Consider the following 18505-nt stretch of genomic DNA (forward strand, 5'->3'; position numbering starts at 1 on the left):
GCGAGACCGCCGTGTTTTCGCCCGCTTCGCTCACTCCACCACGAGGTCTCACTCGCTCCGCTCGCGAGACCGCCGTGTTTTCGCCCGCTTCGCTCACTTCACGACGAAGCCACACCGAACGGCGAGTCGGGACCGCGGACTACTCCGTGACGACGTGTTCGGGGCGGAGGCGGACGATGAGCCGTTCGCCTTCGTCCTGGTCCTTGTACGGGTACTCCTCGACGTCCATGTACCGGCGCGCGAGTTCGTCGATGTGCTCGACGGCGCTCTCGGACGTTACCTCGACGACCTCACCCCACCCCGAACAGAAGCGATACGGGTCGTCCGGGTCGAGAACGGAGAAGCCCGCTCGCGGGTCCTGACGAACGTTCCGCTCCTTCCGACGGCCGCGGGCGGTGTTGATCAGGACGTCGCCGCCGTCGTGGTCGACCCACACCGGCGTCACGTGGGGAAATCCGTTGGGAAGGAGGGTCGCGAAGTGACAGAAGGACTCGCTCTCGAACAGGTCGTATCGACTCTCGGGAATTCCGGCCATAGCGACGAGACACACGACCGGGAGAAGAAACTACCCCAACCCAAGATGATTAAGTCCATATAAGGAGTATAGTCGGACATATAGCCAACCTTTACCTACGATGGCGTGACACCCTTACTCATGAGTACGACGTCAGTCGACCACCAATCACCCATCGAGACCGACGAGGAGTTCCGCGAGCGCCTGCGCGAACTCCCGCCCAGCGCCAAACTCGTCGCGAAGGTTCTGGAGGGCGACGAGCCGCTCTCGCAGGGCGAACTGGCCGAGGAGTCGCTGCTCCCGGACCGCACCGTCCGCTACGCGCTCAACCGGCTCGGCGACGCCGACCTCGTCGGCTCTCGCTACAGTTTCCGCGACGCGCGCAAGCAGGTCTACTTCCTCGACGACTAGGTTTTCCACCCCGGACCCCCTCTCTTCGGTCGTGATTCGCCGCCACGCTTTCGACGTCGACCTCCGCGTCCCGTCCGGCGCGACGAACGGGTACCGCGTCGACTCGCTGCTCGTCGACCCGGCTGGCTCCGCGCAGGACATTGTAGACAGTGTGAACACTGTGGAAGTCTCGGACATTGTGCTGACGCACACGCACGCGGACCACGCCGGTGGCGTCGCCACGGCCGCGGAACGGACGGACGCGACGGTGTGGTCGCACGCCCGACACGTCGACGCCTTCGAGACGACGACCGGCGTCGAACCCGACCGAACCTTCCGGGCGGGCGACACCGTCGGCCCCGCGACGGTCGTCGAGACGCCGGGCCACGCCCGCGACCACGTCGCCCTCCGCGTCGACGACGACTACCTGTCCGGCGACCTCGTCTTCGGTGCGGACGTCGGGAGCACGTTCGTCGGCGGCGAGGGCGCGGACATGCGTGCCTACGTCACCTCCTTGCGACGACTCTACGCCCGCGACCCCGACACACTCTACCCGGGCCACGGACCGCCCATCGAAGACCCGCGCGGGCGAATCGCCGACCTGCTCGCGCACCGACGCGAGCGCGAGCGCAGCATCGAGCGGGCCGTCGGCGAGGGGGCGCGGACGGTCGACGAGATTCTCGACGCCGTCTACGAGAAGGACCTCGGTGACTTCCGGCGACTAGCCGCGCTCACGATCGAGGCACACCTCGACAAACTCGCCGTCGAGGGCCGGGTCGCCTGGGACGGGGAACGGGCGGACCCGACGTAGCGACGCGCGGCCGCGGTCAGCGCGCTTTTCCCGTCGCCGACCGAATCGACGGTATGGAGAGTCTGGAAGTCGAACTCGAACGCGCGCGCGCCCTCGACGTCGGCGAGTTGGCGGACGCCATCGAGTCCATCGGCTTCGAGTGCACGCGGTGTGGGGCCTGCTGTACGGCCGACGAGAAGCCGGGTGGCGACGAGACCGGCGAAGACGGTGCGACGAAAGACCCCCACACGGCGACCGTCTTCCCCGACGAGGTGCGGACGCTACAGGAGGAGACGGGAGAGCCTTGGCGCGACGTCGCACGCCCGATGCCCTTCGGTCTCGACGAGGACGGGTCGGGCGAGACGTTCGAGTGGGCGCTCCAGACCGACGCCTGCGGCGACTGTACCTTCTACGCGGAGGACGAAAGCGGCCGCGGCGAGTGCACCGTCCACGACGAGCGCCCGCTCATCTGTCACACCTACCCGTTCAGCGTCGCGCTCGACGGGACGACACAGCCGATGGGTGAAGCCGTCGACGAGGCGGGCGTCGTCCGCGCCCACGAGTGTGAGGGACTCGGCCGCGACATCTCCCGCGAAGACGCAGAGGAACTCGCCGCGGTGCTGAAGGAGCGAGCGGTCCGCGAGTTGGAGGAGGCCATCGGCGTCCGCGACAACTACGAACCGGTCGCGCACGACGCCGACGAGACCGTCGTCTACGACTCGGAGGGTCCGAAGCACCCCGACGGGACGCCGTACGCGGAGTGACGAGCGTTCGACCGAGCGGTGCGAGGAGACCCGACCGAGGGGAACGCGGGGGTCCGAAGCTATATTACGAATAATTACGTGGGTCGACTCGGAGGTCTACCACCTTGGAAATCTCTGATAAGCTCCTCTGTCTGTTCAACGGCGAAGTCACGGTCGAAGACGACGAGTACGTCGTCGAGATTCCGCGACGCGAGATCGAGTCCGGCTCCATCGAACCCGGCGAGACGTACCGCGTCGCACTCATCGCCCGGGAGGAAACCGACGAGTCGGAGCAGTCGACGAAGAGCACGTCCACCTCGACGTCGGAACCACAACCGCCGGTCGAGGAAGGCGAGATCCGCTACGTCGAGATCGAGGACATCGGGAAGCAAGGCGACGGCATCGCGCGCGTCGAGCGCGGCTACGTCATCATCGTCCCGGACGCCGAGATCGGCGAACGCGTGAAGATCGAGATCACCGAGGTCAAGTCGAACTTCGCGGTCGGGGAGATCATCGACGAAGAAGCCTGACCCCCGACGCGAACCCGTTTCTCGACACCTTCACACTGCGACGTGTCGCCTCGCCGCTCACGCGACGAGCGCGCGCTCACTCCGTTCGCGCGTACTTCCCCAGGTCGACGTTCTCCGCGACCCCGTCGACGGTCTCGTGTGGCCGGTTCACCACGATGTCGCCGGCGGTCTGCTTCCCGACGCCGGGAATCGCGCTCAACTCGTCCATCGAGGCCTCGTTGAGGTCGAGGGGGTAGGGGACGCCCGTGATGGACCGGTAGCCGTGGTCGGTGACGACGACGTCGATGGCCCGCCCGAGTTCGCGCTCGCCGGGGATGCCGACGAGCAGCGAGTAGCTGCCGAGTTGGCGCCCGAACGTCTTGCCGTCCTCGTGTTTCTCGAGGAAGACGTCCTCCAGCACCGTGCCGGTGGGGACGACGCGCTTCAGCATCGGGTTGTCCACTTCCTCGCGGATCTCCCGCTTGTAGTGTTTGAACTGCTTCTTGTGCTCCTTGGCGATGTCGGCGCCCGTCTCGGCCATCTCCGTCCCCTCGAAGGCCATCACCTGCCGGATGTTGATGCGCCGGAGCATCAGTCCCTCGTCGTAGACGCGCTGGAGGAACTCCTTGTTGTGCTCGTAGGTCTCCGGGCGCTCGCCCTGCAGGCCGTGGACGAGGTTGATGCCGGGCAGGAGTTTCGGCAGTCGATTCGCCGCCCCGTCGCCGAAGGTGGGCGCGTCGTCGGGGTCGTCGCCGGGTCGCCACCCGCCGACCTCGTTGACGATGCGGACCGCTTCCAGACACTCGTCGGCGGTGACGAGGAGGTTGTTCTGCTCCTGGACGACGGGGTCGGCGCTCTCCAGGCCGAACGCGGCGGTGTCGCCGGGCGTGTTGTGCTCGGCGATGACGCGGATGGCCTCCTTCGACTCCTCCGGCCAGTTCACGATGGTGACCGGGTTCATGTTGTCGAGGTGGAGGGTTTCGAGGTCGGGGGCGACCTCCCGAATCCCGCCGTAGAGTTGGCGGAGGGCGTCGGGGTTGGGCGCCTCGCCGTCGCCGCCGTAGGCGAGGATGTCGGCCTGCCGGCCGAGGCGGAAGTGCTTCACGCCGTGGTCGGAGAGGGCGTCGACCTCCGAGACGACCGAGGGCGGCGCGCGGAAGTCCGGGTCGCCGTACATCGGTTCGGTACAGAACGAACAGCGGTAGGCACATCCGCGGGAGGTCTCCATCTCGCAGATGAGGTAGTCGGGGTGGTTGGGGTGCTGTTCGACGACGAAGGCGCCCGCCTCGGCCCAGCGGTCGACCTCGGCGTTGTCGCGGTAGCGGTCCTCGAAGCCTTCGAGGCCGTCGTTCACGAGGTCGTAGGCGGCGGCCTCGACGTCGGCCATCGCGAGGAAGTCGAAGTCGAGGTCCTTGCGCTCCATGTCGGAGGCGCCCTCGTTCTGCTCGCCGACGCCGAAACGGATGGGACCGCCCATCAGCGAGGTCCCCTCGGCGGTCCAGGCGAGTTCTCGTACCTCGTCGGGTTCGGCGGGCGTCCCGCCGACGTACTTGCCGGGGACGGTCATGCCGCCGATGTAGATCAGCAGGTCGGCGTCCGCGACGTCCGCCCACCGACGGCGCTCCTCGCGGAGTTCGTCGATGGTGTGGTAGGTGATCTGCGAGGCGGGCACCCCCGCGTCGACGAGCGCGCCGGCCGTGTACCGTGGGTACGTCGAGATGTACGGCGGCACGCCGAAGTGCGCCGGCTCGTCGACGTAGCCGTCCACGAGCGTCACGTCGAGGTCCGCGGGGTCGGTCATGCACACGTGTTGGGCGTGAAGGAGTAAAAACTCGGCTATCGATGCGATGTGCAGCAGTCGAAGCCGGGTACCACCAGTTCAACTCCCGGAGACGACACCTCTCACCCGAGCGCGTCGACGTCGTCGAGGTCGTCGCGACACTCGGCTTCGAGTGCGTCGATACGTTCACAGAGCCGTCGGTACTCGTCCCGCTGGCCGAGCGTGCCGTGGTCCTTGACCGCTTCGAGTGTCCGCTTGAGAGAGCGGAGTCGGAGGTACTCCTGGACCTGCGACGGGTACTCGTCGCGCCGTCGCACCCGGTCGACAGTTTCGACGAGGCGCTCGCGCGACATCGGTTTCGGGAGGTAGGCGTCGCAGTCCGAGTCGACGACGTCGTACCCCGGGTCGACTGCGGTGGCGACGACGACGAGATACTCCCCGTCGGTCTCGCGGACCCGTTCGAGGACCTCGCGTCCGGACAGGCCGGGCATCATCCGGTCGAGCAGAATCACGTCGACGTCGTCCCGGAGCGTGTCGAGTGCGGTCTCGCCGTCGACGGCCGTTCGGACGTCGGCGACGTCGAACAGCCAGAGACGGTAGGTTTCGAGGATCTCCTCGTCGTCGTCGACTGCGAGCACGACCGGATCGGATTCGGAGTCTATCGGGGACATCGGTGGTGAGTGGAGTCGGGAGAGTGGCTACGGTGACTCGGTGGCGTCGTCGGACGCCGGCCGGTTCAGTTCGAGGACGAAGCACGCGCCGCCGAGGTCGCTGTCTTCGACCCGTATCGACCCGCCGTAGGCGTCGACCATCGAGTCGGCGAAGAAGAGACCGAACCCGGATCCACTGTCGCCGCTCGCGCTCGCGCTCGTGACCCCGCGCCGGAAGACGGCGTCGCGCTGGTCTTCCGGAATACCAGGACCGTCGTCCGCGACCTCGATTCGGACGTAGTCGTCCTCGACCGCCGCGCGGACGCGGACCGTCGGCGTCTCCGAGGCGTTGTGCTCGACTGCGTTCCGGAGGAGGTTGTCGAGGACGTCGCCGAACATCTCGTCGGCACGGACCGACACGTCGGGGAGGCGGCCCTCGACAGCCAGGTCGGCCTCGGGGTTCGCCCCGGCGACGGATTCGACGCGCTCCGTGAGCAACGAGATCGAGATTGGCTGTGTCTCCCACTCCTCGCTCGTCAGCGTCTCGAGAGCGACCCGCATCCGGTCGATCTGATCACCGATGTCCGTACTCCGCGAGACGATGGTCTCCGCGAACTCTTCGAGTTGGCCGTCGGTCCGGTCGGCGACGAAGTTCGCCCGGGAGCGAATCACCATCACGCCGTTCTGGACGTCGTGTCTGAGGAGACTGTGGAGGAACTCGAGTTGGTCCGTTCGCTCTTCGAGTTCTCGCTCACGTTGGCTCTTCTCGCGTTCGAGACGTTCGCCGCGCTCTTCGATCAGCCGCTCGCGCTCTTTTTGCTCGCCGATGTCCGTGAGGACGACGTACGTGTGGCGGTTGTCTGTCGGCACGACGCGGAGTTTGAAGAAGCGCTGGGCTCCGTCGACAGTGGTCTGCGCCTCAACGTCCAGTCGTGCGCCCGCACGGACGTACTCGACCGGCGAGAACTCACCGTCGGTCGCGTTCAGTTCGTCCGTCTCGACGTCGACGTCGATCTCGGCGTCGGAGGTTGGTTCGAGTCGGTCGAGGACCTGCCGAGGCGGGTCGTCCGTGAGCGCGTCGAACGTCCGGTTCGTGTTCGTGACGTCGACGCCCTCGGTGGTCGGGCCGAAGGTGACGATAGCGTCGGTCGTGTTCTCGTACAGTGCGGAGAAGTGATTCCGTTGGGTCTGCAGCGTCGCGTAGCGACGGCGGCGCTCGACGTCGCTGATTCCGATGGCGAGTCCCGACACCGCCGCGATGACGACGGCGTTCCCGGCGACGACGAAGGGCTTCACGTCGCCCTGGACGACGAGTTGGATGCCGAGCACCCACGCCATCAGGACCGCGCCGACGAGCGTGACCGAGCTAGTCCACTTCGCCGCGCGGAACGTCTCGTCGGCGTCCCAGTCACGCCGCGAGAGCAGGACGACACCAGCGAGGAAGACGACGGCGAGAGCCACGGGGAGGGCGTTCTCGGCGAGCGTCGAGGAAACCGACTTGTACGGCGGGACGGCGACGTCCGACCAGATATCGTACAGTGGGAGGACGAACGCTCCCGCTCCGAGACCCGCCAGGAGACCGAGTCCGCGCCATCGATCCATCTCTCTTCCCATGGGTACACCTAGCATACGCGCCGGAAAGTCGTAGGGGGTCACGACCACAGAGTGGACGAATCGACTACTCACCGGGAGAACCGTGTTAACACCCAACGTTATGAGTTCCGAGACGATTGTCTACGTATGGACGCAGCCGTACCCGTCGCACCGAGGTCCGAATTCGGAGGGAGTGTTCCTCGCTGCGACGGCGGTGAGCGTGTCGGCCGGGGGGTGGAGCGACCGGACGGCGTCGTGATGGTCGTCGACGACGAGGAACTCACCGAGACGGTACAGTTGTGGCTCGAACCCCACTGGGACGTCGTTCTCGCACACGACGGCGACGAGGCGGTCGAGGAGTACGGCCCCCACGTGGACGTCGTGTTGCTGGACCGCCGGATGCCGACCGTGTCCGGTTCCACGGCGTTACAGCGGATCCGGAGCCAGGATGGCGAGGCCCGCGTCGCCATGATGACCGCCGTCGAACCCGACTTCGACATAGCGGACATGGAGTTCGACATGTACGTCCGGAAGCCAGTCTCGCAGAACGAACTCGTCGAATCCGTCACCGAACTCCTCCGCCGGACTCTGTACATCCGGGAGGTCCGGGCGCTGTTCTCGCTCGGCGCGAAACTCGGCGCCCTCCAAGAACAGTACCCAGCCGACGATCTCACCGAAGACGAGCGCTACCAGAGTCTGCGAGGAGAGTTCGAACGACTCGAGTCGAAGGCGGCAGACCGACTCGAACACCTCGACACCGACGACCTGGAGGAGCGCATCGTCGAGACCAGTTCGACACGCGACTGGCGCTGACAGTCGACGCTCGGTGACACGATCCCACGAGGGCCACAAGCCGTTAGCCGTCGCTCCGTGAATCCCGAGACGTGAACGAGGACGTCTGCGAGGCCATCGAGACCCAGCACGTGCTCGCCTTCGAGTACGGTCACGAAGAAACGGACGAAGGACCGGGTGGCTGTCGCGTCGTCGAACCACACGTCTACGGCGAGACGGCGGACGGCGAGGAGTTGCTCCGTGGCTACCAGACCGGTGGCTACAGCGCGTCCAGGGAACCCGTCGGGTGGAAACTCTTCGACGTCGCGGAGATCGAGGATCTCGTCGTCACCACGGAGTCGTTCGACGGGCCGCGTCCCGAGTACGAGCCGGAAGACCCCGCCGTCGAGGACGTGTACTGCCGGCTCTAGATGTAGACGTACCCCTCGACCGCGTCGTACTCGACGTCCAGTGGATCGTCGGTGACGGCGTTGTCGTAGGCCGCGTACGCCGCGAGAATCGCGTCGAGAGCGTCGCCGCCGCTGTTCTCGACGACCGTCTCGCGCAGCGACTCGCGGTCCGCGTACTCGACGCCGGTACAGCGTTCGAGTCCGTCGAAGTTGCGCCCACGGCGTCGCGCCCCGCGGTCCGAGGACTCCTTGTACCCCTCGGCGAACAGCGCGAACTGTTCGAGGACCGCCGTCGGGTACACTTCGAGGAGCGTTCGCTTCGCACCGGTGTCGTGCATCGGGAGGACGGAGACGTCGTCCAAGAGCGGTTCGAGGACGTCGCGGACGGCGTAGAACGTCTGTTTGTGGACGCGGATGTCGTAGGGACAGAGTCCGCCGACTCGCTCGTCGGCGTCCCGTCGGCGGTTCTCGCCGTCGGTGCGCTCCAGACACGTCTCGCGGAACTCCTCGGGGTCGTCGAAGCGGTCGTCGAAGCCGCGGACGAACGCCTCCCACGAGTCGGCGTCGACGAGCTCGCCGGGGAGCGAGAAGGGCGCGTCGAGTCCGACTGTCGTGGGTCCGCCGTCGCGGAGGAAGTCGACGAGCGCCTCGTGTGTCGCCTCGCGGTCGGTCGTCCCGAAGAGGTCCGCCGCCGAGCGACAGCGCTGGACGTGGAGTTCACCGTCCTCGACCGTGCCGCTCGCGATCCAGACCTTCCGACCGGCGTCACTCGCCCCGCTGAAGTCGATGCCGTGGACGTCGTGTGCGGACGCGTCGGGCGCAGCCATCACCCGAAGCACTCACGGCTTCCCTAAAACTCCACTCCCCGACGGTGTACACAGGTGGACGCTTCCCCCTCCGAAAACGGTTTCCCGAGGCCACCTGTATCCTCGCGTATGCCCAAGACGGAGGAGCTCAAGTGCACTTCGGAGAACTGCGAACTCGACATGTTCGAGAACCACTACACCTACGACGTCGCCGAGGACCTCTCCGTCTCGGACCTGCAGTGTCCGCTCTGCGGCGGGACGTCGTGTCTCGAACGTATCGAGGTCTGAACTCGACCTACGCTTCGAGGGCGACGAAGTCGACGTCGTGTTCTCGCACGTAGTCGGCGAACTCCTCGACGATGTCGTCGAGGACCGGGAAGATACCGCGCTCGAACGACGCGACGACGATGAGGTCCTCGACGAACCCGGTGAAGAGAATCTTCGCGTCGGCGACCTTGATGATCTGGTTGACGTTCTCCGCGTCCATCATCTCCTCGTAGGACTCCTTCGCGAGCAGTTCGTCGTACTCCGAGAGCACCTCCCGTTGGCGCGCCGCGTTCCACTCGAGGTCGTCGCGGACGTGTAACGGCTCGAACTTGCCCGTCTCGGCCGGCGCTGCCGCGAAGTAGCGAACACGCTCTCCCGCGTTGTCGACCGTGATTCGGCACATGTCGCGTGCAACGTCCATACGCCGTCTCGGGCGCTCTCCTACAATAATCCACTGGGCAGACCCCTGCAACGTTCACGACTGTGGGCGGTCGGTCCGGGTGTCGAAGCGCCGTGGGTCGAAGGGTGAGATCGGTTCGGCGTCGCCGAGGACGAGGTCGGCCACGTGCTCGCCGATCGCGGGCGCGCGCATGAAGCCGTGTCCCTCCCACCCGGCGGCGACGTACCACCCCGGTGCGACCGACCCGACTGGCCCGAGCAGCGGGTCGTGGTCGGGCGTCGACGTGCACAGGCCCGCCCACGCCTCCTCGACGTCGGGCGTGAAGTTGACGAGGCGGTCTGCGAGTCGCTCGCGAGTCGCGTCGACGAAGTCGTCGTCGGCCGTCTCGTCCCAGTCGACGGGCGAGACGTCTCGCTCAACCCCGTCGCCGGCGAGGATGCCCCGCGGGTGCGGGCGAAAGTAGAACTCGTCGGTAGCGTCGTAGACGACCGGCGTGGCGGGACCACGGGTCCGCAACACCTGCGCCCGGTAGACGGACAGCGGGAGGGAGACCCCCGCCCCGGCGAGGAGCCGTTTCGTGTGTGCGCCCGCGGCGACCACCACCGCGTCGTAGGACTCGCCGTTCACACGCGGACCGTCGGTGGAACCGGAGTCGGAGTCGAGGGCGAGGTCTGCGGACGTCCCCGTTCGAAGGTCGACGCCGGCCGTGCGAGCCTTCGACGCCAGCAGGTCGACGTACGCCGCAGGGTCGGCCGTGCCGGCGGTCCGCGCGACCGCGGCGACCTCGACGTCGTCGGTCCGGAGTGCGGGGTACGCCGCCCGGAGTTCGGCCGCGTCGAGCGTCTCGACGTCGCGGTCGTGGTGGCGCATCCGCGACACCTGCTCGCGAATCGCGTCGGCGTCGGCCGCGTCCGTCGCGAACCAGACGTACGACACCTCGTCGAACCGGAAGTCGCCCTCGCCCGAGAAGTCGCGGAAGCGTTCGACCGCTCGCTCGGCGATGCCGACGTCCACGTCCTCGGCGAAGGCGTCGTAGACGATTCCCGCCGCCCGGTTCGTACTGCCGCTCCCGAGTTCGTCTCGTTCGTAGAGCGTGACGTCGACGCCCGCGTCCGCGAGGTCGAACGCGGCCGTGAGTCCGACGGCGCCACCACCGACGACGGCCACCCGCTCGACCGACGAGTCAGTCATCGCTGGACGAGACGGGAGACTCGCCCTTAGTTGTCGGTGGGTCACCCCGAATCGTACCGACCGGCGGTCGAAACTGGACGGCCGGAAAACCGACTGGAGACGGCACGTTCGCTTCACTTTCACTTTCACCGCGCGCATGGCCGAGCTACAAGTACGACTCGCGTCAGTGTACGAGTATGAACACGAACATCGGCTTCGAGCGAGGGAACGGGAACGAACTCGACCGGCCGGGGACGAAGATGGAGGTCTCGGAGATGCCGCTGGAGCGGGCGTTGGCGTGTGTCGAGGACCGGGCGGGTGACGCCCACTTCGAGCGGACCGTCGGGCGGACCTACCTCGTCACCGACGACTAGTCGAGGAACGCCTCGACGCCGCGGGCGGGGTAGCCGACGACCGTGTCGACGCCGGCCTCGCGGAGCGTGGCGACGTGCTCCTGGACGGACCCGACGTCGCCGACGAGCGCGTAGTCGCGGACGGCCCGCGAGAGAACTTCGCGAGCGCGCCCGGTCGCGGTGCCGTCGGTCGGCGCGTCGTCGGGGAGCGCCTCGCGAACGGGCCGACGGCGGGCGGCGTACGCCCCGACGGAGTCGAGGACGGTGTCCTCGTCGTCCGTGAGGACGGTCGGCGCGTAGACGGCCACCTCGCCCTCGAACCCGGCCGCACGCATCGCGCGGACGTCGCGGGCGGTGGTCCCGGAGAGGAGTTCGAACTGTGTGGCCCCCGTCGCGAGGGCGATGCGCTCGATGCCTTCGGTCCCGACCCAGGCGTCGTCGGCTGTCTCGACCGCCTCGCCGAACCGGGGGGCGACGGCCCGTTCGCCCTCCTCGGGCGAGAGGTAGGCGCCGTGGCCCGCGACGAGGACGCGCTTGGCGTCGTCGGGGAGCGCGCGGACGACCGAGTCGTCACCCAGGGGGTCGAAGCCGTCGGCGCGGACGGGCGTCGTCACGCGGAGGGTCTTCTCGGCGCCGAGCAGCGCCAGCAGGTCGTTGTCGGGGAAGTGCTCGTGACCCTCGTAGTCGACGACGACCGTCTCGACGGGGAGTTCGAGCGCCTTCGAGACGTCGCACTCGGCCGGTTTGAGCGCGACGGCGTCGAGGTCGGCCGCGCGGAGGCCCCGTTCGGCGGCGTCGCTAGTCAACATGCGGTATCACCACGGGAGAACACGGAGGAGTGGGTCTCAGTGCAGCGGCGGAACGCGATCCATCGTCTGTGCGACCATGTACGGTGTCGATACAGGAGCGGCCGGCAAAAGCGTTCCGTTCGGAACGACGCCGGTCAGCGCATCTGCTCGCGACACTCGTCGATGAACCGCGTGAGGTTCCGGCCGACCTCGCGGTCCATCGCGAGGAAGACGACGTCGCCCGCCCCCTCGTGGAACTGGAGGATGAACCCCTCCTCGAGCGAGTGGAGACTCGACTTCGGCCGACCCATCTCGTCGAGTCGGCTCAGGTCGTCGTTGATCCCGCGCGAGACGCTCGCGAACCGCTCGACGCGCTCGGGCGGGTACTGTTTCGCCACGTCGTCGCGGACGTAGACGACGTCGATCTCGCCGCTCGTGTGGTAGCCGACGGCGCGGACGGCGTCGCCGACGCGCTCGCGGACGAACTCGGCCAGTCGTTCGGCCTGTACTTCCATACGCTGTCCGTCCAGTCGACGGTACAAAAATCCCGTCACCGTCTTCGAGTGGGTCGACGGCGAGTCGCTAGTCGATGACCCAGTCGACGCGCTCCGGGGGTTCCCAGTCGAGCGCGAGTTGGAGGAACTGCACGAGGATGCGACCGGTCGCGCCCCACACGGTGTAGCCGTCGACGTGGAAGAAGTGGACGAGCGACTCGCCGTAGCGGGGGTGTTCGCGGCGCTCGACCTCGTAGTTGTCGTGGTCGGCGAGGCCGTCGACCGGGAGGACGGCGATTTCGTCGACCTCGTACTCGTCGGGGGTGTACTGTCGGTCCGGGATGTGGCCGACGTAGGGTGTGACCGCGTAGCCCGAGGTCGTGCTGATGTCGTCGAGTCGACCGACGAGGTCCACCTCGTGTGGGTGGAGCGAGATCTCCTCTTCGGCCTCGCGGAGGGCCGTCGCTTCGAGGTCGGCGTCGCTGGGTTCGCGGCCGCCGCCCGGGAACCCCATCTGGCCGGGGTGCTCGCCGAGGTGGGAGGCGCGCTTGATGAACAGGAGGTGGGGGTCGCCACCGCGTTCGACGATGGGAACGAGCACCGCGGCGTCCCGCTCTTCGTCGACGACGGGGACCGGGTCGTGGGCGGCGACGCGGTCGAGGTCCATGTGGGGAGGGTAGCGACGGACGGACTTAACTATCGAGGTGTGACTGCAGGCGCTCGCGCAGGTCGTCGGCCTCGACCGGTGCCCACGTCTCGGCGTCGTAGGTCACGTCGAGGAGGTACTCGACGCGCGACTCGTCGGGGTCGGTGCCGATTTCGGCGGCGAGTCGGGCGCGGAACGCCGCGGCGCGGTCCTCGCGCGGGACGCGACGACGCTCGACGTCGAGGATGTGGGGGAGGTCCTCGCCGTCGTCGGGTACCGTCGGGAACGCGACGGGGCCGGGGACGAGGAGTTCGCGGTCGTCGGCGGCCGCGTACTCGTCGGTCTCGACGCCGACGAGGTAGTAGTCCTCACGGGCCTCCTCGATGAGTCGGTCGACGGCCGACTCGTCGACGTCCGCGCCGCGGCGGAAGGCGAGTTCCGTGAGCGCCCTCGCGAGTTCGTCGCGGGTCAGTCCGCCGAAGAGGTCGACGACGCCCGCGAGTTCGTCCTTCGTTCGGTCCATACCCGCCGAAGGGGGGCCAAACACATCAGGTTGGCCCCTCGCCGCCGGCCGGCGACACGACCGACGGGTCGACGCCGAGCGACTCCAGGTCGGACGCGGCGGATGCCCGCACGTCTACGGGGTCGATGGGAGCGTCGCGCCACGCGGGGAGCCTGGTGTCCTCGCCCGGCGGGGCGACGGCGTCGGCGTAGGTGTGGACCTGCTCGCGCTCGGCGGCGACGTCGTGGTCGAAGCCGTTGAACGCCGCGTCGTCGGCGTACTGCCGGACGAACCGCTCGCCCGTCTCGACGTACCTGGCGGCGAGGGTGTCGTAGTCGGGGTCGACACCCGCCGCCTCCACACCCCGCAACAACTCTCGCCCGACGCCCTCGCTCATGTCCGAGAGACCGGTGGGACCGGAGACGGCCCGGTGGTCGTGTTCGTAGCGCCCGAGGTCGACCTGCGCGGTGGCGTCGAAGCCCGCGAGGTCGAACGTCTGGCCGAGGATGCCGACCTCGACGCCCCACTTCCGGGGGACGCGCAACGAGCGGGCGACGTCCGTCGTCATCGCGGATTCGCCGGCGAGGGCGTAGCGGAACGCACCGAGGTACTCCAGCACGTCGGCGTGGTGCTCGCGGCGGAGCGTCTCGACGAGCGGTTCGTAGAAGAGCCGGAAGAGCCGCCCGTAGAGGCGGCGGTTCTCCACCCGCGCGTAGTAGCCCTTCACGAAGTCGTACCCCTCACAGAGTGGGAAGAGGAGTTTCGGGACGTCGCGGCGGGAGTAGGTCTTCGTGTCGGCGTCGTGGAGGACGACGTATTCGCGGTCGTGACCCCGCTCGCCGGCGGTCGCGAGGCCGAGCGCGAGCCACGCGTCGCGGCCCTTCCCCGTGGTGCCGGCGAGGTCGTGTTCGGCGAGGAGCGCGTCGACGTTCGGCCCGTTACACCAGAGGACCGAGAGCGGCAGGTCGAACGACTGCAGCCACTCGACGAACGCGGGGACCTTCTCGGCGGGCGCGCGGAGCGGGACGAGTACCTCGCCGGGACCGACCGCCGCGAGTTCCGAGAGGACGCCCTCCGCCGCGAGTCCGGCGTACTCCCGCTCGGTCATCGGGACGACCACGGTGGCCCGTTCGACGGGCGCGTCGGGCGTCGCCTCGCCGTAGTCGTGGAGCGTCGCGATGCGCTCCTGCGTGTAGTCCATACGTTCGCTGATGGGCCGACGAGGAACACGTTTTCGTTCCCGGCACCGCGGTCCCCGTCTCTCCCGCGACTACCCTACCGCGCCGCGTGGGGGAGCCAGCCGAGTCGGTAGGCGACGTAGAGGAGCGTCACGAGGACGGCGAGACCGCCCGCGAGCGTCTGGAAGATGGTGTTGTAGGCGAACCCCGCGTCGACGAACCACCCCACGGCCGCGCTGCCGTTAGCCTGCATGACCATCATCGACCCGCTGTAGACGGCGTAGGCCGACCCTCGGTCTTCGTCCGGGAGCGACCCGAGGAGGAAGGTGTCCATCGTCGGGAAGAGACTGTGGATGACGAATCCCGTCGCCACGGAGACCGCGACGATGGGGAGGAAGCCACTGGACAGGGTGAGGGAGAACAGACAGACCGCGAACGCCCCGAGGATGGTGAGGAGGAGTCGGAGCGTCGGGAGGCGGTCGGCGAGTTTCCCGGCGTACCAGAAGGCGGGGACGCCGGCGGCGAAGACGACGGTGAGGAGGGTCTGCGCGGTCGCGCCGTCGACGCCCTTCGTCGCGGTGAGGTACTTCACGTAGAAGTTGAACACGCCCTGCCAGACGAAGCCGGTGAGCCCCATAATGACGACGCCGGTGAGGACGATGGGCCACTGGTTGCGCGCCGCGCGGAGGAGGTGGCGGTCGGCGGCGCCGGCCTGTGGCATCTCGGCACGTTTCGACGTGTGGAAGAAGGCGAGCGCCGAGACGATCGCGGCCGTCCCGAGTCCGTAGAAGACGAGTCGCCACGAGGCCTGGGCGAGGACTGCCACCACCAGGAGCGGCGCGACGACCGCCGCGAGTTGCGAGGCGGTCCCGTGGATGCCGAGGACGCGGCCGACCCGGTCGGGGAACAGTTCGCTCACCAGCGGGTTGGCCGCGATGAAGTAGACGCCACTGGCGATTCCGACCAGGAACGCGCCGACGAGCACCGTGTTCACGGAGTTGGCCTGCGCCATGAGGAAGGCGGCGAGGGCGAGGAAGAGACCGGTCCCGAGGACGACCCGTTCGCGCGGGAAGCGGGTCAGGAGGTAGCCGGCGGGGAGCCGTGGGGCCGCGCTGCCGAGCCACGCCGCCGTCGCGATGAACCCGGCTGTCGCCGCCGACGCGTCGAAGGCGGTCGTGAACACGTCGGCACCGATGAGCGGTGCGAACGTGACGCGCCCGAAGTTGACGAGGAAGACGAGTCCGCACAGTGACCCGAACACGCGGATACGGGCGTCGTCGCTACGAGGGGCGTTCGCTGCGGAGGACACTACCACGCCGTACGAGTGGGGCAACCGTCAATCCTTGTGGTTCGCGGGCGGGGCTCGACGGCTCGACCGACGTCCGCAGTCGGGCGATTTATGTGAGGAAAGTAAAAATACGGCGTCGATGACGTCTACGACGATTCGGGGAACGATACGGGGGATGGCACGGCGGGCGAATCCGGCGTTCGCGGTCGCGGTCGTGGTGGTCCCGCTCGCGGCGCTCGGCTACGCGGTGACCGTCGGGTCGCTCAGGACACACACGTACGTCCACGTCATGACCGGCCTCCTGTGGACCGGCATCGACATCTTCATCGGCGGCGTGCTCGGGCCGGTTCTGGGCGGCGCGGACGAAGAGACGAGTGCGGACGTGTTCGAGCGACTCACGCCGAAGACAGCTTTCCTCCTGCCGGCACTGGCGGTGACCACCATCGCGGCGGGACTCACCCTCGCGATGCGGATGGGGCTGTTCCCACACGCGGAACCGTGGCTCGCGCTGTTCACCGCGGTCAACCTGGTTCCGGTGCTCGTACTCCTCGGGTGGCGGCTGAACACCTGGACGGACTGGCGGTGGCAACTCCCGTTCGCGGTGGCGACGGTTGGCTCGTTAGCGTGGGTCGGGCTGACGGTCGGACGACTGCAGATGACGACACCCGCCGTCGTCGCCGCACTCGCCGTCGTCACGCTCCTGTCGGTCCAGGGCTTCGGCTTCCTGCTCCCCGGCGAGATCCGGATGTACAAAGAGATGGTGTCGGAACGACCCGACCCCGCGGTCATCGCCGCGATCGGTCAGCAGAACGCCAAACTCGGCGGCGTTCAGGGGTTCTTCCAGCTCGTCCTCGTCGCCATCATGGTGTCCCTACGGTACGGTGGGTTCTGAGTGGCGACGGGGAGCGTTACTCGATGGCGACGATCTCGACGTCGAAGACGAGCGTCTCGCCGGCGAGTTCGTGGTTGAAGTCGACGGTGACGGAGTCCTCGGTGACCTCGGTCACGCGACCGACGCCGGCCTGCGGGGACTGGATACGCATGCCTTCCTCGGGCGTCGCGCCCTGGAGCATCTCCTCGAACTGCTCGCGTTCGAACTCCTGGGTCTGGCTCTCGTCGTACTCGCCGTAGGCCTTCTCGGGCGGAATCTCGATAGAGTCCTCGCTGCCGACCTCCATCCCGACGAGCGCCTCGTCGAGGCCCTCGATGACCTCGCCAGCGCCGACCGTCACTTCGAGCGGTTCGTACTCGCGTTCGGGCTGGGCCTCCGCGAGCCCTTCCTCCTCGGCGACGTCCTCGCGGGAGGTGTCGAAGACCTCTCCCTCGGGCAGTCGACCGACGTACTCCAGTGAAACCGTATCCTCGGTGGTGATAGCCATAGTCGTGAGTAGGGAGCCAGTCGGATAAACGATGGCATCGCGCACCAGCGAGACCGGGGTCACCGACTGCGACGGCGTGCCACGCCCACACTCACGTCCGCCTTCGCGGTCGTCAGACCTTTGCCGGACCCGCGAGCAGACACGAGACGACCATGCGTACCCTCCAGGCTATCGCGCTCGCAGCCATACTCGTACTCTCGGGATGTGCCGGCATCGGCGGCCCGAGTGCGCCAGTGCAGACGACCGAGACGACGCAAGCGCCGCCGCCGAGTCAGCTCCCGGGCGTCACCGAGAAGGGCGTCACCGACCCCGCGGAACTCCTCTCGACACACGCGGAAGTGCTCCAGCGGAGTTCCTACACGCTCCAGAGTAACGTGACCGAGACGTACGCGAACGGAACGCTCTACGCGTCCCGGACGGAGTCGACGACCTACGGCAGCAGTGACACGCACTTCACGTCGCACATCACGGCGAAGGGACCGGGGACGCCGTTCCTCGGCACGCCCGCCGGTGAGGTCGCCTACTGGTCCAACGAGAGCGTCATCCTCCGCGCGACCGAACCCGGTGCCGACGGCGAGACGAACTACGCGCGTCTCTCGCAACCGCCGGAACTCCCCCACGAGGACTACTACGAGCGTCTCTACGTGATCTTCTCCTCGATGGAGACGAAACTCGCGGGCACGACGACCGGGCCGAACGGACAGACGCTCCACGTCGTCGAGTCGACGACCGTCCAGTACCCCAACCAACTCGCCCCGACCGAGAAGTACGGGAACGTCTCCAACGTCTCCTTCACCGCCAGAATCGCCTCGAACGGCGTCGTCCGCTCCTACGAACTCACCTACACGGTGACGCTCGACGGGAAGCGGTTGACCGTCCACGAGTCGATGCAGATCTCGAAGGTCGGCGACGCGACGGTCGACCGGCCGTCGTGGGTCGACACGGCGCTCGAAAAGACGTCCTGACGGTTCGGACTGGGCGAAAATCAGACGAGACGGTACTTTCTTCTCCACGCTTCGATTCCGACCCGTAGCGTGGCGGTCTCGCGAGCGAAGTCACGGCGAGTCGACGCGACGCTCACCTC

Annotated in this window: 24 protein-coding genes; 10 read left to right on the forward strand and 14 right to left on the reverse strand. The window is 67.7% G+C overall.

The window, feature by feature from the left end:
- Nucleotides 1–139: 139 nt before the first annotated feature.
- Nucleotides 140–535, reverse strand: a complete 396-nt coding sequence (locus P0Y33_RS10275) for a PPOX class F420-dependent oxidoreductase (protein ID WP_279527317.1) — start codon at nucleotides 533–535, stop codon at nucleotides 140–142.
- A gap of 120 nt (nucleotides 536–655) precedes the next feature.
- On the opposite strand from P0Y33_RS10275, the gene P0Y33_RS10280 reads away from it, so the two are divergent.
- The 4 genes from P0Y33_RS10280 (at nucleotide 656) to P0Y33_RS10295 (ending at nucleotide 2967) form a co-directional block, all read left to right on the forward strand.
- Nucleotides 656–925 (forward strand): helix-turn-helix domain-containing protein, encoded by a 270-nt coding sequence (locus P0Y33_RS10280; RefSeq protein ID WP_279527318.1) that lies wholly within the window; start codon nucleotides 656–658, stop codon nucleotides 923–925.
- A gap of 31 nt (nucleotides 926–956) precedes the next feature.
- Nucleotides 957–1715, forward strand: a complete 759-nt coding sequence (locus P0Y33_RS10285; protein WP_279527319.1) for an MBL fold metallo-hydrolase — start codon at nucleotides 957–959, stop codon at nucleotides 1713–1715.
- 53 nt (nucleotides 1716–1768) lie between these two features.
- Nucleotides 1769–2458 carry a YkgJ family cysteine cluster protein gene (locus P0Y33_RS10290; protein ID WP_279527320.1) on the forward strand — a complete coding sequence of 230 codons (690 nt, stop codon included), beginning with the start codon at nucleotides 1769–1771 and terminating at the stop codon, nucleotides 2456–2458.
- Between the two features lie 104 nt (nucleotides 2459–2562).
- Nucleotides 2563–2967, forward strand: a complete 405-nt coding sequence (locus tag P0Y33_RS10295; RefSeq protein WP_279527321.1) for a TRAM domain-containing protein — start codon at nucleotides 2563–2565, stop codon at nucleotides 2965–2967.
- A 76-nt stretch (nucleotides 2968–3043) separates the two neighbouring features.
- Here the strand turns inward: P0Y33_RS10295 and P0Y33_RS10300 are convergent, their stop codons facing one another.
- The 3 genes from P0Y33_RS10300 to P0Y33_RS10310 all read right to left on the reverse strand — a co-directional run bounded on the left by P0Y33_RS10300 (nucleotide 3044) and on the right by P0Y33_RS10310 (nucleotide 6978).
- Nucleotides 3044–4747, reverse strand: coding sequence for a radical SAM protein (locus tag P0Y33_RS10300; RefSeq protein WP_279527322.1), 1704 nt, complete (start codon nucleotides 4745–4747; stop codon nucleotides 3044–3046).
- Between the two features lie 101 nt (nucleotides 4748–4848).
- Nucleotides 4849–5397: a response regulator gene (locus tag P0Y33_RS10305; RefSeq protein ID WP_279527323.1), complete on the reverse strand. Its 549-nt coding sequence runs from the start codon at nucleotides 5395–5397 to the stop codon at nucleotides 4849–4851.
- A 27-nt stretch (nucleotides 5398–5424) separates the two neighbouring features.
- The gene (locus tag P0Y33_RS10310) at nucleotides 5425–6978 is read right to left on the reverse strand and encodes a sensor histidine kinase (RefSeq protein ID WP_279527324.1); all 1554 of its coding nucleotides are present in this window, start codon (nucleotides 6976–6978) and stop codon (nucleotides 5425–5427) included.
- A 138-nt stretch (nucleotides 6979–7116) separates the two neighbouring features.
- Here P0Y33_RS10310 and P0Y33_RS10315 point away from each other — a divergent pair, with 138 nt between their 5' ends.
- Nucleotides 7117–7782, forward strand: a complete 666-nt coding sequence (locus tag P0Y33_RS10315) for a response regulator transcription factor (protein ID WP_279527325.1) — start codon at nucleotides 7117–7119, stop codon at nucleotides 7780–7782.
- Between the two features lie 71 nt (nucleotides 7783–7853).
- Nucleotides 7854–8171: a hypothetical protein gene (locus P0Y33_RS10320; protein WP_279527326.1), complete on the forward strand. Its 318-nt coding sequence runs from the start codon at nucleotides 7854–7856 to the stop codon at nucleotides 8169–8171.
- Here P0Y33_RS10320 and P0Y33_RS10325 read toward each other — a convergent pair.
- On the reverse strand, nucleotides 8168–8977 hold the full coding sequence (locus P0Y33_RS10325) for a DUF429 domain-containing protein (RefSeq protein ID WP_279527327.1): 810 nt from the start codon (nucleotides 8975–8977) through the stop codon (nucleotides 8168–8170). The genes P0Y33_RS10320 and P0Y33_RS10325 overlap by 4 nt on opposite strands.
- A 108-nt stretch (nucleotides 8978–9085) precedes the next feature.
- Here P0Y33_RS10325 and P0Y33_RS10330 point away from each other — a divergent pair, with 108 nt between their 5' ends.
- Complete coding sequence (locus tag P0Y33_RS10330) at nucleotides 9086–9244, forward strand: DUF7559 family protein (RefSeq protein WP_279527328.1); 159 nt, start codon at nucleotides 9086–9088, stop codon at nucleotides 9242–9244.
- A gap of 7 nt (nucleotides 9245–9251) precedes the next feature.
- Here the strand turns inward: P0Y33_RS10330 and P0Y33_RS10335 are convergent, their stop codons facing one another.
- Both P0Y33_RS10335 and P0Y33_RS10340 read right to left on the reverse strand, forming a co-directional pair.
- Entirely contained in the window at nucleotides 9252–9644 is a 393-nt protein-coding gene (locus P0Y33_RS10335) for a hypothetical protein (RefSeq protein ID WP_279527329.1), read from the reverse strand.
- A gap of 54 nt (nucleotides 9645–9698) precedes the next feature.
- Complete coding sequence (locus P0Y33_RS10340) at nucleotides 9699–10814, reverse strand: NAD(P)/FAD-dependent oxidoreductase (RefSeq protein ID WP_279527330.1); 1116 nt, start codon at nucleotides 10812–10814, stop codon at nucleotides 9699–9701.
- Nucleotides 10815–10990: 176 nt separating this feature from the next.
- Here P0Y33_RS10340 and P0Y33_RS10345 point away from each other — a divergent pair, with 176 nt between their 5' ends.
- Entirely contained in the window at nucleotides 10991–11167 is a 177-nt protein-coding gene (locus P0Y33_RS10345) for a hypothetical protein (protein WP_279527331.1), read from the forward strand.
- On the opposite strand, the gene P0Y33_RS10350 is transcribed toward P0Y33_RS10345, so the two are convergent.
- The 6 genes from P0Y33_RS10350 to P0Y33_RS10375 all read right to left on the reverse strand — a co-directional run bounded on the left by P0Y33_RS10350 (nucleotide 11164) and on the right by P0Y33_RS10375 (nucleotide 16063).
- Nucleotides 11164–11955 (reverse strand): DUF7388 family protein, encoded by a 792-nt coding sequence (locus tag P0Y33_RS10350; protein WP_279527332.1) that lies wholly within the window; start codon nucleotides 11953–11955, stop codon nucleotides 11164–11166. The two genes, P0Y33_RS10345 and P0Y33_RS10350, sit on opposite strands and share 4 nt — an antisense overlap.
- A gap of 134 nt (nucleotides 11956–12089) precedes the next feature.
- The gene (locus P0Y33_RS10355) at nucleotides 12090–12449 is read right to left on the reverse strand and encodes a DUF7522 family protein (protein WP_279527333.1); all 360 of its coding nucleotides are present in this window, start codon (nucleotides 12447–12449) and stop codon (nucleotides 12090–12092) included.
- 67 nt (nucleotides 12450–12516) lie between these two features.
- Nucleotides 12517–13095, reverse strand: coding sequence for an NUDIX hydrolase (locus tag P0Y33_RS10360; RefSeq protein ID WP_279527334.1), 579 nt, complete (start codon nucleotides 13093–13095; stop codon nucleotides 12517–12519).
- A 25-nt stretch (nucleotides 13096–13120) separates the two neighbouring features.
- Complete coding sequence (locus P0Y33_RS10365) at nucleotides 13121–13597, reverse strand: DUF7109 family protein (RefSeq protein WP_279527335.1); 477 nt, start codon at nucleotides 13595–13597, stop codon at nucleotides 13121–13123.
- 25 nt (nucleotides 13598–13622) lie between these two features.
- On the reverse strand, nucleotides 13623–14777 hold the full coding sequence (locus P0Y33_RS10370; RefSeq protein ID WP_279527336.1) for a glycosyltransferase family protein: 1155 nt from the start codon (nucleotides 14775–14777) through the stop codon (nucleotides 13623–13625).
- 74 nt (nucleotides 14778–14851) lie between these two features.
- Complete coding sequence (locus P0Y33_RS10375; protein WP_279527337.1) at nucleotides 14852–16063, reverse strand: MFS transporter; 1212 nt, start codon at nucleotides 16061–16063, stop codon at nucleotides 14852–14854.
- A 154-nt stretch (nucleotides 16064–16217) separates the two neighbouring features.
- Here P0Y33_RS10375 and P0Y33_RS10380 point away from each other — a divergent pair, with 154 nt between their 5' ends.
- Nucleotides 16218–16934: a hypothetical protein gene (locus P0Y33_RS10380; protein WP_321170510.1), complete on the forward strand. Its 717-nt coding sequence runs from the start codon at nucleotides 16218–16220 to the stop codon at nucleotides 16932–16934.
- Between the two features lie 16 nt (nucleotides 16935–16950).
- Here the strand turns inward: P0Y33_RS10380 and P0Y33_RS10385 are convergent, their stop codons facing one another.
- Entirely contained in the window at nucleotides 16951–17421 is a 471-nt protein-coding gene (locus P0Y33_RS10385; protein ID WP_279527339.1) for an FKBP-type peptidyl-prolyl cis-trans isomerase, read from the reverse strand.
- Nucleotides 17422–17573: 152 nt separating this feature from the next.
- Between P0Y33_RS10385 and P0Y33_RS10390 the strand changes: the two genes are divergently transcribed.
- Entirely contained in the window at nucleotides 17574–18386 is an 813-nt protein-coding gene (locus P0Y33_RS10390; protein WP_279527340.1) for a DUF7537 family lipoprotein, read from the forward strand.
- Nucleotides 18387–18505: the final 119 nt, after the last annotated feature.

This window comes from Halospeciosus flavus (genome assembly GCF_029814175.1).
Taxonomy (GTDB): Archaea; Halobacteriota; Halobacteria; order Halobacteriales; family Halobacteriaceae; genus Halospeciosus; species Halospeciosus flavus.

Bases quoted from the DNA above. Each gene is read 5' to 3' on its own strand.
- P0Y33_RS10350 (WP_279527332.1), bottom strand. From the start codon at position 11,955: ATGTTGACTAGCGACGCCGCCGAACGGGGCCTCCGCGCGGCCGACCTC.
- P0Y33_RS10370 (WP_279527336.1), bottom strand. From the start codon at position 14,777: ATGGACTACACGCAGGAGCGCATCGCGACGCTCCACGACTACGGCGAG.
- P0Y33_RS10310 (WP_279527324.1), bottom strand. From the start codon at position 6,978: ATGGATCGATGGCGCGGACTCGGTCTCCTGGCGGGTCTCGGAGCGGGA.
- P0Y33_RS10275 (WP_279527317.1), bottom strand. From the start codon at position 535: ATGGCCGGAATTCCCGAGAGTCGATACGACCTGTTCGAGAGCGAGTCC.
- P0Y33_RS10325 (WP_279527327.1), bottom strand. From the start codon at position 8,977: ATGGCTGCGCCCGACGCGTCCGCACACGACGTCCACGGCATCGACTTC.
- P0Y33_RS10340 (WP_279527330.1), bottom strand. From the start codon at position 10,814: ATGACTGACTCGTCGGTCGAGCGGGTGGCCGTCGTCGGTGGTGGCGCC.
- P0Y33_RS10335 (WP_279527329.1), bottom strand. From the start codon at position 9,644: ATGGACGTTGCACGCGACATGTGCCGAATCACGGTCGACAACGCGGGA.
- P0Y33_RS10290 (WP_279527320.1), top strand. From the start codon at position 1,769: ATGGAGAGTCTGGAAGTCGAACTCGAACGCGCGCGCGCCCTCGACGTC.
- P0Y33_RS10390 (WP_279527340.1), top strand. From the start codon at position 17,574: ATGCGTACCCTCCAGGCTATCGCGCTCGCAGCCATACTCGTACTCTCG.
- P0Y33_RS10385 (WP_279527339.1), bottom strand. From the start codon at position 17,421: ATGGCTATCACCACCGAGGATACGGTTTCACTGGAGTACGTCGGTCGA.
- P0Y33_RS10365 (WP_279527335.1), bottom strand. From the start codon at position 13,597: ATGGACCGAACGAAGGACGAACTCGCGGGCGTCGTCGACCTCTTCGGC.
- P0Y33_RS10280 (WP_279527318.1), top strand. From the start codon at position 656: ATGAGTACGACGTCAGTCGACCACCAATCACCCATCGAGACCGACGAG.
- P0Y33_RS10345 (WP_279527331.1), top strand. From the start codon at position 10,991: ATGAACACGAACATCGGCTTCGAGCGAGGGAACGGGAACGAACTCGAC.
- P0Y33_RS10330 (WP_279527328.1), top strand. From the start codon at position 9,086: ATGCCCAAGACGGAGGAGCTCAAGTGCACTTCGGAGAACTGCGAACTC.
- P0Y33_RS10380 (WP_321170510.1), top strand. From the start codon at position 16,218: ATGGCACGGCGGGCGAATCCGGCGTTCGCGGTCGCGGTCGTGGTGGTC.
- P0Y33_RS10315 (WP_279527325.1), top strand. From the start codon at position 7,117: ATGGACGCAGCCGTACCCGTCGCACCGAGGTCCGAATTCGGAGGGAGT.
- P0Y33_RS10360 (WP_279527334.1), bottom strand. From the start codon at position 13,095: ATGGACCTCGACCGCGTCGCCGCCCACGACCCGGTCCCCGTCGTCGAC.
- P0Y33_RS10300 (WP_279527322.1), bottom strand. From the start codon at position 4,747: ATGACCGACCCCGCGGACCTCGACGTGACGCTCGTGGACGGCTACGTC.
- P0Y33_RS10355 (WP_279527333.1), bottom strand. From the start codon at position 12,449: ATGGAAGTACAGGCCGAACGACTGGCCGAGTTCGTCCGCGAGCGCGTC.
- P0Y33_RS10305 (WP_279527323.1), bottom strand. From the start codon at position 5,397: ATGTCCCCGATAGACTCCGAATCCGATCCGGTCGTGCTCGCAGTCGAC.